This window comes from Pseudomonas sp. CCC4.1 (assembly GCF_035019225.1).
In the GTDB taxonomy this organism is placed as follows: Bacteria; Pseudomonadota; Gammaproteobacteria; order Pseudomonadales; family Pseudomonadaceae; genus Aquipseudomonas; species Aquipseudomonas bubulae.
This window is the reverse complement of the sequence record NZ_JASJWL010000033.1, coordinates 16,664-33,061: the sequence shown is the minus strand read 5'-3', so window position 1 is coordinate 33,061 and position 16,398 is coordinate 16,664. Positions and strand designations below refer to the sequence as shown.

Sequence of the window (16,398 nt, the reverse complement as noted above, 5' to 3'; positions counted from 1 at the left end):
CTCCAGGTTTTACGCAAAGGCCAAAGCCCCCCGGCGACCTCCCACAAGACCGCCAATCACATAGGGCATGACAATGATGAACATCAACTTGAGCCACGGTACGGCGACCCTGCGCAGGCGCTTTCGAAATGCGGGCCTGACCGTTTTGACCACTATGGGGTTTGCAGCGTGCGGCGATCATCGTACGCCCGATGCCATGCAGGAAATGACCATGAAACCTTCAATCACGTATCTGCATTTGCTACGCCACACGCCGTTTTTCACGTCGTTGACGACCGAACAACTGCGGTGGGTCATCGACCACTCAAACGAATGGGAAACCGAAGCCGGAGCGGTCATCGCCAAGAAGGACCAGGGTGGAGCATCGGCACCGGACACCTGGATCCTGCTCGATGGTGGATGGCAGGTTCATTACAACGGCCATACCTTCGCAAGCGGGCATGGTGATGCGGGCAAATGGTTCAATATGGGCGAAACACAAGGTGCGGACTGTGCGCTGATCACGACCGGGCACAGCTACATCATGCGCATTACCGAGGCCGACATGAACACAATGCTGGAACAAGGTTTTACGTTCGGGCCTCATCTTGAAGCCGGGCGAAGGTACTACCAGTCGATATTCACTACGACGCAAGGGCTGAACTGCCCCTGTGAAGTTGGGGATTTTGCAGCTGGTTTGGATTGAGGCTATGACTGAGGACGATGCTGGCAATCGAAGCTACGGGTTGGCCCCACTCTTGAATGACCTGGGCTTTGAAAGATCTGGAATACGAACGTCATTTTGGCTGCATTAAATACCCGCTTAAAAGGCTAAAACTGCTGCCCACTTAAATCAAAGTGCACACCATGTCACAGCTTTGGGAGTTGGGTAGATGACGTGGATAGACGCACACGTTAAATTGAGTGTTGACGTATATTTTTACACCTTATATTCAGACTGATATATAAATCCGAACCAGTCATTTGAGCGTAGATCTTTTGAAGACTTCCCCCTTTATTTCGCTTGAATCCCCTGATCAACCGGAAGTGATTGCCCTCATTGAGGAGCTTGATGCTTACCAAGCCCCGCTTTACCCCGCAGAAAGTCATCACGGCATAAACATCGAAGCTCTTTCTTCGAAAAATGTGCTGTTCGCTGTTGGGCGTTCCAGTAACGGAGAGGCCGTGGCATGTGGAGCCTTGGTGGTGCACCCGACGCACGGCGAGCTGAAGCGGATGTTTACAAAACCAACATTCCGGGGACAAGGGCTGGCCAGTCGGCTTCTTACAACCCTAGAAAACGAAGCTCGAAAGGAGGGCTGCTTTCATTTAATGCTTGAAACCGGCTATCGACAACTGGAAGCAATTTCATTTTATGAGCGCAACGGATATCAGCGTCGAGGGCCATTCGGCGGGTATGAATATGATCCCAATAGTATATTTTTGGAAAAGCATCTCGAATCATAGCGTCCATATGCAGCTGTGCTGGCCGGACAGATATTGCTATAAGCGCAGCATTGAATTACTGCGGTGAAACCCTCAGCAATCATCGCCTGGGTTCGCGGAGGTGTCTTTACACACTTTGTGCCGAAAGCAGACTCTCAAGCTATTTTTATTAGCTTCAACATGCACCTGGCGGCCCATTGGCCCTGGCGAACCAAACCACGGACAGACCGAGCAGCGCCAGTATCAGCCGCGTTGGGGAAAAAGAGCTCGGCCCCGCCTGTTCCAGCAACAAGCCACCAGCAATGCCACCTCCGGCCACTGCCAGATTGAAGATGGCGACCAGCATCGACTGCGCTACATCGGCCCCGTCACCGGCGGTATCGGCAATGGCCGTCTGTAGTAACGAGGGAGCGCCACCAAACGTCAGCCCCCAGGTCGCAACGCTGAGGAGCACAATGTTGGGCGAGCTGCTTGCCATTCCCAACACCTGCGCCGCCATCGCGAAAACCGCCAGACTAAGAAGCGTCAGCACATGCAACCCACCCACATGCCTGTGACCCCGTTGCCGACAATAAGGCGGCACCGAAGACCATTAGCACGAGATCTATGCGCTGAGCAATCCCGACGGAGTCCAAAAATGGCCCGATTCAAGGTTAATCTTGCTAATGCCGCAGCATGAGTGCAAAGAGTTTTAATTACTCGACCTTATTACCTGGCAGTGGGGCCGTATGAATTTCGTCATACATAGCGGTTGTCACTGAAGCAGCATAAACAATGTACTTTACATCACCCTCTTGGCTGCTGACTTCATAAATTTCACAAAGAAGACTTCTGTTATCCTTAGGTAACGCTATAGGCGACCAAGATGAAGGGCTCTTGAAGTTATACTCAGGGCCTTTGTACGTTAAAGACCTTAGACCAACCACTACGCGTTTATATTGTTGCCTATCAGATCTTTTGGAGTTTTTATAGTCACCTATAAATGACCCTAAAGAACCAGAGACAACATCTATGCACGCCCTGTCTAGCTCGGCCTCATAATCAGTAGTCGCGTATATTCCAACGCTGCCATGATTGGAATAGAATTTTTGGCGTGGCGACAATTTCTCTTCGGGGTACGCGGGGATATATTTATCACCCTCGAAATAGTATTCGATGTACCCTCGCGAAATATCAACTCTGTTATATCTGCTTCTCTTTTCTATCACATCTTCGAAAGTATACCAGCGCTGCTCAATTAGCTTGTGCTCGACATCTAACCCGCTCGCCAAAACCTTTAAAGAAAGCGCGGAGCCGAACAAGACAGATGCAATCAAAATATTTTTCACGAGCTCACCTAACGCATGGTTTTTAAATTTTATTTTATTTTATTTTATTTTATTTTATTTTAATCAGCACTCGATAGAGCTGTAAATTTATTCAATAGAAAAATCAACCTTATCAATTGAGTTGCCTTGCTTTTTTATAAGCAACCTATGAGCACTTTTAGCCGATAGCTGCCTGTAACGAAGGACAGCTTTCGGCCAAACCAGTGGCGATTCATTTCAGGTCACCCACTAAATGTGTCGCGTATCTGCTTGTGAGCGTGCCTCAGTTACGCCCACTCTTGCATGAACCCACTCGGTTATCGTTTCAAGGGCACCGGGGGCGTAGGCATGACGACCTTCCATCAGGAATCTCAGCGTGGTTAGCCAGGGCCATTCGCTGGTTAGTTGTGTGTTGTAGGGATCCGCCCTCAAGAGTCCATGACTTGCATTCGGTATGACTTCAATCCGGTTTGCGGGATGATTGCCTCCTACAGTCTTTCGGTAAATATCTGCATTGACCTCAGAGTTTACATTCAAATCTTCCGCCCCCCACAACGCAAGCAATGGAATCTCGAGTTCTTTCAAATCATGGGTTGCATCTTCGTGAAGATTTCGTCGCACAAAAGCCCACCGCTCGGGGCTCATATCGCCCAGAAGGGCTGCTGACGGCACTTGCGAAGAGGCAAACAAACGTTCGTCATCTGCGGCAATCTCCGCCATCACTCGCTCAATGTCAGGCTGAGACATCCCTGTGCGCTGCAACCGCTGCCTGGTGTAATAGTCTCCTTGCCGTTGCCAAGATACGGCACCTCCGACAAGTACAATAAAGTCCGCACTATTCGGCTTAAGGCGGGGTAGTACCCAACCGGCTTGCGAAAACCCAAGAACACCCACAGGAATCCCTTGAAACTTGTTGCGCAGGGTAGAAATCGCGCTGCGCACGTTAACAGAGCGGTCAGTCATCGATTGATTGAGCCAATTCCCTTGCGAATCCCCAATGCCTGGTTTGTCCCACGATACAACTGCAATGCCTGCATCAAGAAGAGCGTTGATGAGTGGATCGAAACCCTGCTGTGATGTGCGATCTTGTGGGCCATCCCCATGGACTAGAACGACTGCCGCGGTTGTAGTTTGGTCAGGAAGCCAGAGCGTACCCGCCAGGAGCAGTCCATTTGCTTCGAATGCAAAAGGCTCACTTACTCTGCTATCCAGGCCATAAGTGTCAAGACGGGATAGAACAACAAAAGCGATTACCATGGCGAGACAAACGACGGAAATCAACCATCCGCGATTACGCTTCGCCCAGATTACTTTATTCATAGTCACTACCTTTTCGTTTCATGAGCTCCGGCCAACTAGCCCAAATCGTCAGCGCCAGACGAAGCAGAGCTTATGGTTCGTGACTGCAATGCTTTGCGCAAGGACGGGAGCGTTCACACCGGTCAGGCTAACCCCATTTTTTCGACCTCAAATTACTCGGCGCTCCGTCCTTGCCAGGCCCCAGCCATGTGCGGCGCCCGTCATCATTAATCACCCCTAGCTTCTTAGAAGCCTTCGAGAGGCTACGTATGGCCGAGAAGCAACTGAACCGCCCGCAGATTCTTCGTCCTGCGATAGATCAGTGATGCCTTCGTACTTCTCATTGTGTGCGTGCCATACATGGTTGGATCAAGGCCCACAGCTTTCACCCTGCCATTGACGATACGAGCGTATTGACGAGTAGATAGATGGTCTGAAGTATGCAGCCGGCTAGGAAAAAGGCAGTCCTCGCTGCGTAGCTGGGCCCAATGTATCCAGGCCGTGAGAGCAGACCGTGTTTGCTCAGTGATATCAAACTGCACCGGCTGCCGCGTTTTCTGCTGCATCACCATGGCTCGTGCTAATGCGTGCTCGCCATGAGCGACATCGCACACGCAGAGCTTGGTTAAGTCGCAGGCTCGAAGCTTGCTGTCGATGGCCAGATCGAAGAGAGCCAGATCACGGGTTCTTTACGCAATTTGAAACCTTACTCGGATGGCCCAGACATCTCTCAGTCGGAGTGGGGTTTTCTCCCCGACCAGTTTTCCTTTGTGCCAGGGCTGACGGCTGCAGGTAGCGTTGATGTTCATGACAGGTCCTCCACGTGTGGGGGGACAAAGATGGCTAATCGGAGAAACGCTCCCTAACCGGCCAAGGTCGGTTGTTCAATTCAACGAAGCACGAGATTGAGAGCTAGTAAAAGTTACAGCGCCAGTGCGTACGCAAGCTTGTAGCATTGGCTTACGCTTCGACCTTTGTAGCCCCATCGAAGCCTCCATCCTGCGATACATTTCGGACGAAGCATGCGTATAGAACCTCTTCCCCCGCTGCAAAACCTAATCGCATTCGAAGCCACCGTACGACACGGCAGCTTCACTCGCGCCGCGGCCGAGCTTCATCTGACACAAAGCGCGATCAGTCGGCAAGTTGCGCAACTGGAGGAGTTTCTTGGTCGTGCGCTGTTTCGCCGAGAGCACAAGCGTATTCATTTGACCGTGGCAGGTCAGATTTATGCTGAGGAGGTGCTCCGAGTACTGACGCATTGCGCAGAAGCAACAGCACAGGTCATTACCCACACCGGAGAGCAGGAGTTGACCTTGGCCAGCTCAAGTGGTGTGGCTGCTTTGTGGCTCGGGCCTTTACTAGGTCGTTACTCTGATGAATTCCCCTCAGTGGAGATCCGATTACGTGTTGTAGACAGTCTGGAATCACTGGTTCGTGCCGAATTCGACTTGGCTCTGTATTTCCTGCGCAAGCCATCACCGCCAGGGTTCGACAGCCGGTTACTGTTCGTCGAATCCGTGGGGGCCTATTGCTCGCCGGATTTTCTCAAGGGCGAAGTACTGGAACCGGAGCAGTTGACTGAGCACCGCTTGTTGATGCTGGAAGACGGGCAGCGCAAATGGCTTTCCTGGGTTGACTGGTTTAGTTACTACGGTGTTGATGCGTCGCTGATCCGGCAGCGCATGAGCGTCAACCACTATCCGGTATTGGTAGATCTGGCCATTGCCGGACATGGGATCGTATTAGGCTGGCGCCCGATGATCGACCGTCATCTGCGCTCCGGCGCGCTGGTTCCTGCGTGCAACGTGCATGCGGGTGCAGCCGGTGGCGGTTATTACCTGCTCAATCCCCAGGGACAGGTTCCCAGCCGCGCTGCGCGCGCGTTCGAGAAGTGGATGATGAGTACAATTGCAATTTAGCCCTTAACATTTGCATGCGCCTGACGCATGCAAACCTGCGTAATAAGCGTTTTCCGTCTTTTGAGGCTCCCTTTATTCTCAATCAAAGGGCACGAGACTCGATTGATTCGCACCTAAATCGACTCTCCTCCAATACTGCAGGGTCAATCCCTGCGCGTGATGCATGCAGGAGCCATTCGTGAACACTATAAAAATAAACACAACGGCAACACACAACAAACAGGCTCGTCGCGCCATTGTTGCCACTGTAATCGGCAACGGTCTGGAGTGGTTTGACTTCACCGTTTATAGTTTTTTTTCGGTCATTATCGCTAAGGTATTCTTCCCCACCGATAACGAACTCACTTCTTACCTAATTGCCCTGGCCACATTCGGCGTGGGATTTTTCATGCGCCCTGTTGGCGGCATTGTCATTGGTGTTTATGGGGACAAGCACGGGCGCAAAGCCGCCTTGTCTCTGACCATCCTGCTGATGGCTCTAGGCACACTGATCATCGCGATAACCCCCAGCTATGCTCAGATTGGCCTCATGGCCCCCATACTGATCGTGTTGGCGCGATTACTACAGGGCTTTTCTGCCGGTGGCGAGATGGGGAGTGCCACTGCCTTCTTGATCGAGCATGCACCCGCCGGCCGCAAGGCATACTACTCCAGCTGGATTCAGGCGAGCATCGGTGTCGCGGTGCTGCTCGGCTCTGCACTGGGCGCAGCACTGTCGAGCTACCTGACGCAGGCACAATTGGAAAGTTGGGGTTGGCGCGTACCGTTTATCATTGGCACCCTGATCGGTCCAATCGGGTTCTACATCCGCAGCCGGATTGACGAAACTCCCGCCTACACCGAATCCAAGCCTGTCGACTCTCCTCTTCGTGAGGTATTGCGCACGTACCCGCGCCAGACCTTAATCAGCTTTTCGCTCGTGGTGCTTTGGACTGTCTGTACCTACGCCATTCTGTTTTACATCCCGTCGTACTCCACACGAGTGCTGCAACTGCCTTCCTGGATGGGGTTTTGTGCCGGAATGATGGGTGGCGCCGTGTTGATTATCGTCACTCCGATCGTCGGCGCGCTGGCAGACCGATATGGCCGTCGTCCGTGGCTGCTGTGGTCGGCCTTGGCCATCTTCGTCACGGTGTATCCGATGTTTGTCTACATCAACCAGATGCCTGGGCTGATTTCATTACTGGTGTTCGAGTTAGTACTCGGCGTGCTAATCGCCGGTTACATCGGTTCGATACTCGCAGCCTTCGGAGAATTGCTTCCAACCCACGTGCTTTCAACAGGACTTTCGGTGGCCTACAACGTCGCAGTGACCATCTTTGGCGGCTTTGCGACCTTCACCATCACCTGGCTGATCGCCCAAACGGGCTCAAATGTCTCACCGGCCTTCTACATCATGTTTGCGGCGCTCATCAGCAGTATCGGCGCGATGCTATACCGCGACCATGAGCCTGCATTGCGCCCTACCCTGACGGGAGCTTACTAGTGAATACTCAGACCTCTAACCGCTTGATTCTGCGCAACGGCCAACTACTCGACTTGCAGCAAGGCCGATTGATTGCCGGCCAGGAAGTGCTGATCGAGGGCGATCGAATTATCGCTGTACGCCCCCAAAGCAGGGTGCCCGAGGCTGGCGTACAAGCCTATGATCTGAACGGCAAGACCCTTATGCCTGGCATGATCGATTGTCACGTACATGTGCTTGCGTCCAACGCTAATCTGGGCCTCAATGCACTACAACCGAATGCCATCATCATGTACCGAGCCCTGCCGATTCTCGAGGCAATGCTTGGCCGAGGCTTCACCACTGTACGTGATGCAGGAGGCGCCGATTGGGCACTTGCCCGCTCAATCGAGCTTGGACTGGTTCCCGGACCGCGGATTTTCGCCTCAGGCAAGGCGCTATCGCAGACGGGTGGTCACGGCGACATGCGCGCTCGGGGCTCGTTACTGCTTAACGAACCCTGCTCGTGCTGCTTCCGGGCCGGAGCCATCGCACGAATTGTGGACGGTGTCGACAACGTCCGCCTGGCTGTACGCGAAGAGCTTCAGCAAGGGGCCAGCCAGATCAAGATCATGGCGTCTGGCGGCGTGGCGTCTCCCACAGACCCCATCGCCAATACGCAATACAGTGAGGCAGAAATCCGCGCAATCGTAGATGAAGCCGAAGCCGCCAACACTTATGTAATGGCTCATGCCTACACTCCCCGTGCGATTCGACGTGCCATTGAATGCGGCGTACGGACCATAGAACACGGCAATCTGGTTGACGCTGACACCGCCCGCCTGATGGCAGAGCGAAACGCCTTCGCAGTACCGACTCAAGTCACTTACGAAATGCTGGCGGAGCACGGTGCACGCTTCGGATTGGCGCAAGAGTCTGTCGCCAAGATCGAAGAAGTGCGCCTGGCCGGGCGCAATGCTTTGCGGCTTTTCGCCGAAGCGGACGTACCGATGGGTTATGGTTCCGACTTGCTGGGTGAGATGCATGAGTACCAAACGCATGAACTGAAAATACGCGCCGAAATCCTGGGCAATCTTGCCGCCTTGCGAAGCGCCACAACCGTGGCTGCACAGATATTACAACGTGAAGGGGAACTGGGCTGTATCGCCCCAGGAGCGCTGGCCGACTTGCTGGTAGTCAACGGCAATCCGCTCACGGATATCGATTGCCTGATCGGTCAGGGTGAAAACCTGGCGATGATTATCCAGGACGGCAGTATTAAGAAAAACACACTTACGTAGTAGTTGCGAACTTCGGGGCTCCCCCCATGCAACGGATGCCAACAATAACGCAGCCATTGTGAGCTGCTACAAAATTCAGTGCATTCAGGAAATCAGTTAATGAAAAAGCAACTACAGGGTTTTGCCTTGGGTACGGCTGTGCTTGGCTCATTGTTGGAAACTGCGAATGGCGCCGGTTTCATTGAGGACAGCAAGGCAACTCTCGACTTGAGAAACTTTTATTACAACAGCGACACTCGTGATACACATAAGGCTACCGGCGATGAATGGGGGCAGGCATTCGTACTCAACGTAAAGTCTGGCTTCACAACAGGAACCATTGGTCTGGGGCTGGATGTCATTGGCACCTATGCAGTCAAGCTTGATTCTTCCGGCCCTGGCGCTCTGTTTCCCCGTAAACGAAATGGCCAAGCGGTCGACGACTTCAGCCGTGGGGGCTTAACCGGAAAACTGCAGTTTGCCAAAACCGAAGCTCGTGTCGGAACGCTTCTACCGTCTTTGCCAGTGATCTCCGCCAACGATGGCCGGCTTATGCCGCAGCTCTTTGAAGGCGCCATGGTTACATCAAAGGATATTGACAACCTTAGCCTTACGGCCGGGCAGATCGAGCATGCCACCGGCCGAATGTCCAGTGATACCACCGGCCTCGCAGTCGCAGGCGGTACACGCCAGAGCAATAAATTCCGCTTTGTCGGAGGGAACTACACCCCATTCGACAACGTGTTGCTACAGTACTATTTCGCCAATCTGGAAGACTATTACAACCAAAACTTCCTCGGCGCCATGCACAGCCTGAAATTTGACAGTGGGCAGTCACTCAAAACCGATTTGCGCTGGTTCAGGACACGTGGCAATGGGGCGAACGCCATGGGTGCTCCCGGTTACAGAACTTCGGGCTTCACAAAGAACGGCGACGGGAAGATTGACAACAATACCTGGAGTTCGATGTTTACCTATGGCGTTGGCGGCCATGCTTTTAGCCTCGGCTATCAGGAGGTCTCGGACAACAGCAACTTTGTTCAACTCAACCAAGGCAGTTTGGTTGATAAGGACGCGGGCGGAACTTCGTTGTACTTGATTACCGACCGCATGACGGCAAGCTTCAATTATGCGGGTGAACGCACGGTCCTGGGCCAATACGGCTATGACTTCGCATCACTCGGCATGCCAGGCCTTACCGCCAACCTCGCGTACCTCAAGGGTGATCAAATCAAGCAGATACGCGGTGCCGAAGAATGGGAGCGTGACTTTATTGTCGGTTATGTCGTGCAAAGTGGCGGGTTCAAAGGCGTTGGTGTTACGTGGCGCAACTCCAGTTTGCGCAGCGACATAGGAGGCGATGTCGACCAAAACCGGATGACGGTAAGCTATTCCCTAGCTCTTTGGTAAACATGGGTCGGCACGCTCAACTATTGACTCAAATCTATAGCGAACCAGTAATGTCTGTGGGTAGATTTATTCGTAGTCTTCAGGTGCAGTTCCACTTTGCTGACAGCGTCCTTTATGTAAGCTCAAGGTAGCAATCATCTGAAACGCTTTTCAGAGCAAAAAGAATGTTCCTGCAACAGCAAAATCCACCTTCCGACAGACATTGCTTAAATCGCTAAAAACAGCCAAGAACTCGACCGCTCCATATTGACATCACCTGAAGTCGAAATTAGTGTTCGATTCAGACGGCTGCATGTCTGTACGTTGGTGAAAGCTCAAACCACCTTCCAGCCCTCGCCCCACCAAATCCCGGACACAAAAAAGCCGGTTAATCCTGAGGACTAGACCGGCTGTTTTGGTGTAGCGATATGGTGGGTCGTGTGGGATTCGAACCTACGACCAATTGGTTAAAAGCCAACTGCTCTACCAACTGAGCTAACGACCCGCTTCGTTGTGGGGCGTATAATACTGATTTCTAACGAGAATTCAATACCCGCTCAGAAATAAATCGGAAATAATTCAAAAATAACGGGTTGGGTCGCTAATTCCGGCAGCTGCAAAGCCTTCTGCACGCAAACGGCAACTGTCGCATTTGCCACAGGCACGCCCTTGATTGTCAGCCTGGTAGCAGGAAACTGTCAGCGAATAGTCCACGCCCAGCTTTATACCAGCCTGTACGATTTGTGCCTTGCTCAGGTTTTGCAGAGGCGCCTTGATACTGAAGCCCTGCCCCTCGACTCCGGCCTTGGTCGCCAGGTTGGCCATGACCTCAAAGGCCTCGATAAACTCTGGACGGCAGTCCGGGTAACCCGAGTAGTCCACCGCATTGACACCGATAAAAATATCTCGCGCCTGCAGCACTTCTGCCCAACCCAGCGCCAAGGACAGGAACACGGTATTGCGTGCCGGAACATAAGTAACCGGAATGCCTTCACTCGGGGCCTCGGGCACGTCTATGGAGCTGTCGGTCAATGCCGAGCCACCCATGCCGTCCAGGTTCAGGCCGATAACTTTATGCTCAACAGCCCCCAGATCCCGTGCAACACGTGCAGCAGCGTCCAGTTCAGCACGATGGCGCTGACCGTAGTCAAAGCTCATGGTGTAGCAGCTGTAGCCCTCGGCACGAGCCATGGCCACGACGGTTGCCGAGTCAAGGCCGCCAGACAGCAGGATCACGGCCCGTTTTTCAGTGACAACAGTTTGTTCAGTCATTTCAGCGCCCCGGCTCGTCATTCCACAGATATTTGTGCAGCTGCATTTGCAAACGTACTGGCAGGTTATCCGCCACGATCCAGTCGGCCAGGTCACGGGCTGACAGGTCATGGTGGCTCGGCGAAAACAGTACTTCGCCTGCACGTCGCTCCAGCCCGTATTCAATCAACTTGGACACTGCCCAGTCATAGTCTTCCCGCGAGCAGATCACAAACTTGACCTGGTCGTTGGGCGTCAACAGGGCGATGTTTTCGTAGAGGTTGCGGTGGGACTCCTTGGAGCCCGGCGTTTTCAAATCCAGCACGCGACTGACGCGCGGATCTACCGCCGAGATATCCAGCGCACCACTGGTCTCGATCGAGACTTCATAGCCCGCATCGCAGAGCTGCTTAAGTAGAGGAATGGCATTGGGCTGGGCCAGCGGCTCGCCGCCTGTCACGCACACATAACGCGGGCGAAAGCCGGCAACCTGCTCAAGGATGTCGTCCAGAGGGCGCACAGTCCCGCCACTGAAGGCATAAGCGCTGTCACAGTAACCGCAGCGCAAAGGGCAGCCAGTCAGGCGCACAAAAACGGTGGGCAGGCCAGCCGTCCGCGTTTCACCCTGCAACGAGTAAAAAACTTCGGTAATTCTCAATGTGTCTTGCATATTCGCCACGGGCGTAACAGCTAAACAGGCTGTCCGCCTCCGTCAGGCACTCCAAAAAATCTGCTCGCGCAGGATCCAGAAGAGCGTATTTCATAAAAGGGCGTGGATTCTAACGAAAAAACCCGCGACAGGCGCGGGTTTCTCGATTAAAGCCGGTTATTGCTTACATACGCTGCAAGTCGCGTTGCGCCAACTGTGCAGCGGAAGTGCCTGGATACTGGGCTACAACCTGCTGCAGAATGCCTTTTACCTTGTCGGTATGGCCCAGGCGGCGCTCTACATCAGCAAGCTTGTAGAGCGAGTCCGGCACTTTGGCATGCTTGGGGTACAACTGGCTGACCTTGGCAAAGGCCTGGCCTGCCGCTTGCAAATCACCTTTGGCCAGGTTTACTTCTCCCAACCAGTACTGGGCGTTACCCGCGTACTGACTGTTGGGGTATTTGCGCAAAAAGGCAGTAAATGCCTGGCTGGCCTTGTCGAAGTCCTTGGCTTTGATCAGGTCGAAAGCAGCATCGTAATAGAGCTTCTCTTTCGCCGGATCGCCAGGCTCGGCACTGGCAGCGGCCTGGGAAGCAGGCGCTGCTGTATTACCGGCGGCATTAGCGCCACCAGCAGAAGAATTATCAGGGGCGGCAGCAGGAGCAATGCCAGCACCAATACGCCGATCAAGTTCCTGGTATCGCTCCAGGCTTTCTTGTTTCATGCGCGAAATGTCGTTCTGCAGAACTTCAATCACACCCTGTTGGCGTGCAATCTGTTCCTGCATTTGTTGCAGCTGGTTGAACAGCTCGCCCTGTGCCGAGACAGGGGTCGAAACCCCTCCCCCGGCATAGGCGCCGCTCGCACCATAACCCGGTGACGGATAACTCCCCCCGCTATTGTTATAGCCAGAGTTGTCATCGACCACAGGAACCGCAGCCCATGCCGATAGCGGCAGGAGGCTGAGAGTCAGAATAGTTACAGCACGGCGGCACGTTCGCATGACGAATTACTTACGCAGTTCGACGCGACGGTTTTGAGCCCACGACTGTTCGTCGTTGCCAGTAGCGATTGGACGCTCTTTACCGTAGGACACCAGCTCCAGCTGTGCTGGAGAAACGCCTTGCAGTACCAGGTAGCGTTGAACGGCTTTCGCACGACGCTCGCCCAGTGCCATGTTGTACTCACGAGTACCACGGGCGTCAGTGTTACCTTCCAGAACAACGCGAGCGCCGTTAGCTTTCAGGTCTTTGGCGTGAACGTCCAGAGCGCGCATTGCTTCTGGTTTCAGGTCCGAAGAATCGTATTCGAAGTAGAAAACAGTGATAGCGCGCAGAGCAGCTTCTTCGCTCAGGGAACCATCAACAGCGCCAGTGTTTGCGCCGTAACCAGCGTTTGGATCAACAGCAGCGCCTTCACCGGCATTGTCGCCGCCTTTGGACGAGCAACCTACAGCTACAGCCATGGCCAGTGCCAGCGCAGCAAATTTACCAAACTTCAGCATTTCCATCGTAAAACTCCTAATGAACCCCAAGTGTTATGTGCAACGTAAAGCTATCACCACGTCAGTTCAGGTAAGGGGACCAGGAAGGTTCTCTGACTTCGCCTTGAGCGGTAGGAAGAGGGAGCCTTACGCGTCCATTAATGGACACGAGCATCAAGACTCCCCGGCCCTGCTGGCGGGTGGCGTAGATTACCATGGTGCCGTTGGGCGCAACAGTAGCAGACTCATCAAGGTTGGTATCTGTGAGGATTTTCACGCTTCCACGCTGCAAATCTTGCGCCGCAACACGGAAATTGGTGAAGCCGTCCTGACGATGGATCATTACCAGGGTCTTTTCGTCAGCCGAAAGCTTAGGACTGGCGTTGTAGTTGCCGATAAAGGTCACGCGCTCTGCGTTACCGCTGCCAACGTTGGTCTTGTAGATCTGTGGTTTGCCGCCACGGTCGGAGGTGAAATAGATGGTAGAACCATCTTTACCCCAGAAAGGTTCTGTATCAATTGCAGGGTTGTTGGTGACACGAGTCAACCCACGGGAGGCCAGATCCATCACATAGATCTCGGCATTACCGTCCTTGGACAATACGAACGCCAGTTTCGAGCCGTCCGGCGACCATGCTGGCGCACCGTTCAGACCTTCGAAATTGGTGATTTGCTCACGGCGGCCGGTATCAATGTTCTGCACGAAGATGCGAGGACGTTTCTGCTCGAACGACACATAAGCGATGCGTTTGCCATCGGGCGCAAAACGCGGCGACAGGATCGGCTCACGGGATTGCAGCAGGGTCACGGCACGGGCACCGTCGTAGTCCGAACGTTGCAGGGTGTAACGGGTGTTGGTGGCACTGGCACGCTCGGCCGTCACGTAAAGAAGACGGGTGGAGAATGCACCTTTGATACCGGTCAGTTTTTCAAACGACTGATCGGAGATGTAATGCGCCATGTCCCGCAGCTGTTCAGCCGTGCCCGACACACTGCCAGTCAGTACTGGCTGCTCGGTTGCAACGTTGAACAAGGCGTATTGCACCTGCAGGCGACCGCCTGCCGGCACGATATTGCCAACCATTACGTACTGGGCACCCAGGGCTTTCCAGTCGCGGAAAATGACTTCGCTGGCCTGGGTAGGCAAGCCGATCATGTTCTGCTTTGGAATCGGCGCGTAGTAACCCGAGTTGCGCAGGTCATTGCCGATAATTTCAGCCATGTCGTCCGGCAGCACTGTACCGCCCTGCCAACCAAAAGGGACTACGGCAATTGGCGTTGCCCGATCGCTGCCACTGGTGACCAGGATGTTCTTTTCATCTGCTACAGCCATCCCTGCCAGGCAGCAGACGACGACCAGCAGTCCTCGAAAAAGTTTAATCACAAGGCTAGATCCTCAGGTGTGAATGTCATCTTGAACGATCGATAAGGATTAAAATCGCTGGGTTTCATACCCTGCATTTCCGTTAAACGGCCAATATTCTTGACCGCTGCCACTGCGGAGCTGTCGAACGGTCCGTCACCGCTGGATTTGGCAACCGTCACAGAGGTTACCGTACCATCTGGCAACATGCCGATCTGCAGCACCACTGTCATGTTTTTGCGCGCCGATGGCGGACGGGCCCACCCTTCTGCTGCACGAGCACGAATCAAGTCATCGAAACTGCCGGCGACCTCATCACCTTGCTCATCTGCCAGCGCCTGCTGGCGTTGCGGCGTATCGGAAAGCAAATCAGCCAAGGCTTGCGCCTTTTTCTCTTCGGTCGATTTACGAGCTGCTTCCACGGCCTTTTTCTTGGCGGCATCGGCAGCGGCCTTTTTCTTCGCATCTTCGGCGGATTTCTTTTTCGCCTCGTCTGCTACGGCCTTTTTCTTGGCGTCTTCAGCTGCTTTTTTCTTCGCATCTTCAGCCGCTTTTTTCTTGGCGTCTTCCGCGGCCTTTTTCTTGGCCTCTTCTTCCGCAGCCTTCTTGGCCTCTTCCTCGGATTTTTTCTTGGCTATGTCAGCCAGTTTTTTCTCTTCGGCTTTTTTGGCTTCAGTGGCCTTTTTGGCATCATCGGCTTTCTTGGCTTCATCAGCCTTCTTCGCCTCGTCTGCCTTTTTGGCCTCGCTCGCTTTGGCTTCGTCAGCCTTCTTGGCTTCTGCAGCTTTTTCGGCAGCCTCTTCTTTCTTTTGTTCCGCAGCTTTTACAGCTTCCTGCTCAACCTTCTTTTGTTCCATCTGCTCGACTTCGGTCTGGCGCGCGGCGGATTTCTTCGCCTCACCCGCAATCTTTTGATTGGTCTGGGTGGTCGCCTGACTTTTGGACTTGAGCTGGTACAAGGTCGCCTGAACAATCGGTTTGGAAGGCGGCAGTTCCGGAGTCATGGCAAAGCTGACAAACAGCAGGCCAAAAATCAGGACGTGCAACCCTACCGCCCAGACTGCAGGCCAAAAATAGTTTTCAGAGGCGGACGGCTCCCGCTGTTCGCGCATCAGGGAGCCTCGGTTATCAAGCCAACGTTACCGACCCCGGCCTTCTGCAGACCACCCATAGCCCCCATTACCGCCCCGTAATCCACGGTCTTGTCACCGCGAATAAACACCTGGGTGTGCTTGCCGCCTTCATTGCCTGCGCGGATGATCTTGGTCACGGCGTCAGTCATCTGGGGCAAGGTCATTGCCTTGTCCATCTGCTTGTCGGTGTCGACTTCGCTGCCAAGGTTCCAGAAATAGGTCTTGTCAGCCTTGATCGAAATGGTCACAACCTGGGTATTGTTGTCTTGCGGCAAAGCCTCGCTGGAGACCTTGGGCAAATCAACCTTCACACCCTGGTTGAGCATCGGTGCGGTCACCATGAAAATGACCAGCAGCACCAGCATCACGTCGATGTAAGGCACTACGTTCATCTCGGCGACCGGCTTGCGCTTTTTACGCGCTCGAGCGATTAAAGCCATTGGAAATTACCTG

At 53.7% G+C, this 16,398-nt stretch carries 16 protein-coding genes, 1 tRNA gene and 1 pseudogene; 6 read left to right on the top strand and 12 right to left on the bottom strand.

Annotation, left to right across the window (positions count from 1 at the left end; genetic code table 11):
• The first annotated feature begins 73 nt into the window (after positions 1-73).
• Complete coding sequence (locus QN377_RS14360) at positions 74-685, top strand: hypothetical protein (RefSeq protein WP_232527640.1); 612 nt, start codon at positions 74-76, stop codon at positions 683-685.
• Between the two features lie 293 nt (positions 686-978).
• Positions 979-1,446, top strand: a complete 468-nt coding sequence (locus tag QN377_RS14355) for a GNAT family N-acetyltransferase (protein ID WP_095019275.1) — start codon at positions 979-981, stop codon at positions 1,444-1,446.
• A gap of 154 nt (positions 1,447-1,600) precedes the next feature.
• On the opposite strand, the gene QN377_RS14350 is transcribed toward QN377_RS14355, so the two are convergent.
• From QN377_RS14350 to QN377_RS14335, 4 genes and pseudogenes are all read right to left on the bottom strand, one after another.
• The gene (locus tag QN377_RS14350) at positions 1,601-1,903 is read right to left on the bottom strand and encodes an MFS transporter (protein WP_176464310.1); all 303 of its coding nucleotides are present in this window, start codon (positions 1,901-1,903) and stop codon (positions 1,601-1,603) included.
• 217 nt (positions 1,904-2,120) lie between these two features.
• On the bottom strand, positions 2,121-2,753 hold the full coding sequence (locus QN377_RS14345; RefSeq protein ID WP_095019274.1) for a hypothetical protein: 633 nt from the start codon (positions 2,751-2,753) through the stop codon (positions 2,121-2,123).
• Between the two features lie 228 nt (positions 2,754-2,981).
• Positions 2,982-4,052, bottom strand: coding sequence for an alpha/beta hydrolase family protein (locus QN377_RS14340; protein WP_095019273.1), 1,071 nt, complete (start codon positions 4,050-4,052; stop codon positions 2,982-2,984).
• A 245-nt stretch (positions 4,053-4,297) separates the two neighbouring features.
• A pseudogene (locus tag QN377_RS14335) lies at positions 4,298-4,708 on the bottom strand (tyrosine-type recombinase/integrase); the annotation flags it as partial.
• Between the two features lie 345 nt (positions 4,709-5,053).
• Between QN377_RS14335 and QN377_RS14330 the strand changes: the two are divergent.
• The 4 genes from QN377_RS14330 to QN377_RS14315 all read left to right on the top strand — a co-directional run bounded on the left by QN377_RS14330 (position 5,054) and on the right by QN377_RS14315 (position 10,087).
• Positions 5,054-5,953, top strand: coding sequence for a LysR substrate-binding domain-containing protein (locus QN377_RS14330; protein ID WP_095019272.1), 900 nt, complete (start codon positions 5,054-5,056; stop codon positions 5,951-5,953).
• A 163-nt stretch (positions 5,954-6,116) separates the two neighbouring features.
• On the top strand, positions 6,117-7,439 hold the full coding sequence (locus QN377_RS14325; protein ID WP_095019271.1) for an MFS transporter: 1,323 nt from the start codon (positions 6,117-6,119) through the stop codon (positions 7,437-7,439).
• On the top strand, positions 7,439-8,698 hold the full coding sequence (locus tag QN377_RS14320) for a metal-dependent hydrolase family protein (protein WP_095021333.1): 1,260 nt from the start codon (positions 7,439-7,441) through the stop codon (positions 8,696-8,698). The genes QN377_RS14325 and QN377_RS14320 overlap by 1 nt, the downstream gene beginning before the upstream one ends.
• Positions 8,699-8,797: 99 nt before the next feature.
• Positions 8,798-10,087 carry an OprD family porin gene (locus QN377_RS14315; protein ID WP_095019269.1) on the top strand — a complete coding sequence of 430 codons (1,290 nt, stop codon included), beginning with the start codon at positions 8,798-8,800 and terminating at the stop codon, positions 10,085-10,087.
• A 408-nt stretch (positions 10,088-10,495) separates the two neighbouring features.
• Here the strand turns inward: QN377_RS14315 and QN377_RS14310 are convergent.
• The 8 genes from QN377_RS14310 to tolR form a co-directional block, all read right to left on the bottom strand.
• A tRNA-Lys gene (locus tag QN377_RS14310) sits at positions 10,496-10,571 on the bottom strand.
• A 74-nt stretch (positions 10,572-10,645) separates the two neighbouring features.
• Positions 10,646-11,338 (bottom strand): 7-cyano-7-deazaguanine synthase QueC, encoded by a 693-nt coding sequence (gene queC / locus QN377_RS14305; protein WP_095001772.1) that lies wholly within the window; start codon positions 11,336-11,338, stop codon positions 10,646-10,648.
• Between the two features lies 1 nt (position 11,339).
• Positions 11,340-11,987, bottom strand: a complete 648-nt coding sequence (gene queE / locus QN377_RS14300) for a 7-carboxy-7-deazaguanine synthase QueE (protein WP_095001773.1) — start codon at positions 11,985-11,987, stop codon at positions 11,340-11,342.
• Between the two features lie 163 nt (positions 11,988-12,150).
• The gene (gene ybgF / locus QN377_RS14295; protein WP_095001774.1) at positions 12,151-12,969 is read right to left on the bottom strand and encodes a tol-pal system protein YbgF; all 819 of its coding nucleotides are present in this window, start codon (positions 12,967-12,969) and stop codon (positions 12,151-12,153) included.
• Positions 12,970-12,975: 6 nt separating this feature from the next.
• The gene (gene pal / locus QN377_RS14290; protein WP_003441254.1) at positions 12,976-13,476 is read right to left on the bottom strand and encodes a peptidoglycan-associated lipoprotein Pal; all 501 of its coding nucleotides are present in this window, start codon (positions 13,474-13,476) and stop codon (positions 12,976-12,978) included.
• Between the two features lie 55 nt (positions 13,477-13,531).
• A complete protein-coding gene (gene tolB, locus QN377_RS14285) occupies positions 13,532-14,782 on the bottom strand; it encodes a Tol-Pal system beta propeller repeat protein TolB (protein WP_016782234.1) in 1,251 nt (416 codons plus the stop codon).
• Positions 14,783-14,829: 47 nt separating this feature from the next.
• Entirely contained in the window at positions 14,830-15,924 is a 1,095-nt protein-coding gene (gene tolA, locus QN377_RS14280) for a cell envelope integrity protein TolA (protein ID WP_095001775.1), read from the bottom strand.
• Positions 15,924-16,376 (bottom strand): protein TolR, encoded by a 453-nt coding sequence (tolR, locus tag QN377_RS14275; RefSeq protein ID WP_322214098.1) that lies wholly within the window; start codon positions 16,374-16,376, stop codon positions 15,924-15,926. Before tolR ends, tolA begins: the two co-directional genes overlap by 1 nt.
• Positions 16,377-16,398: the final 22 nt, after the last annotated feature.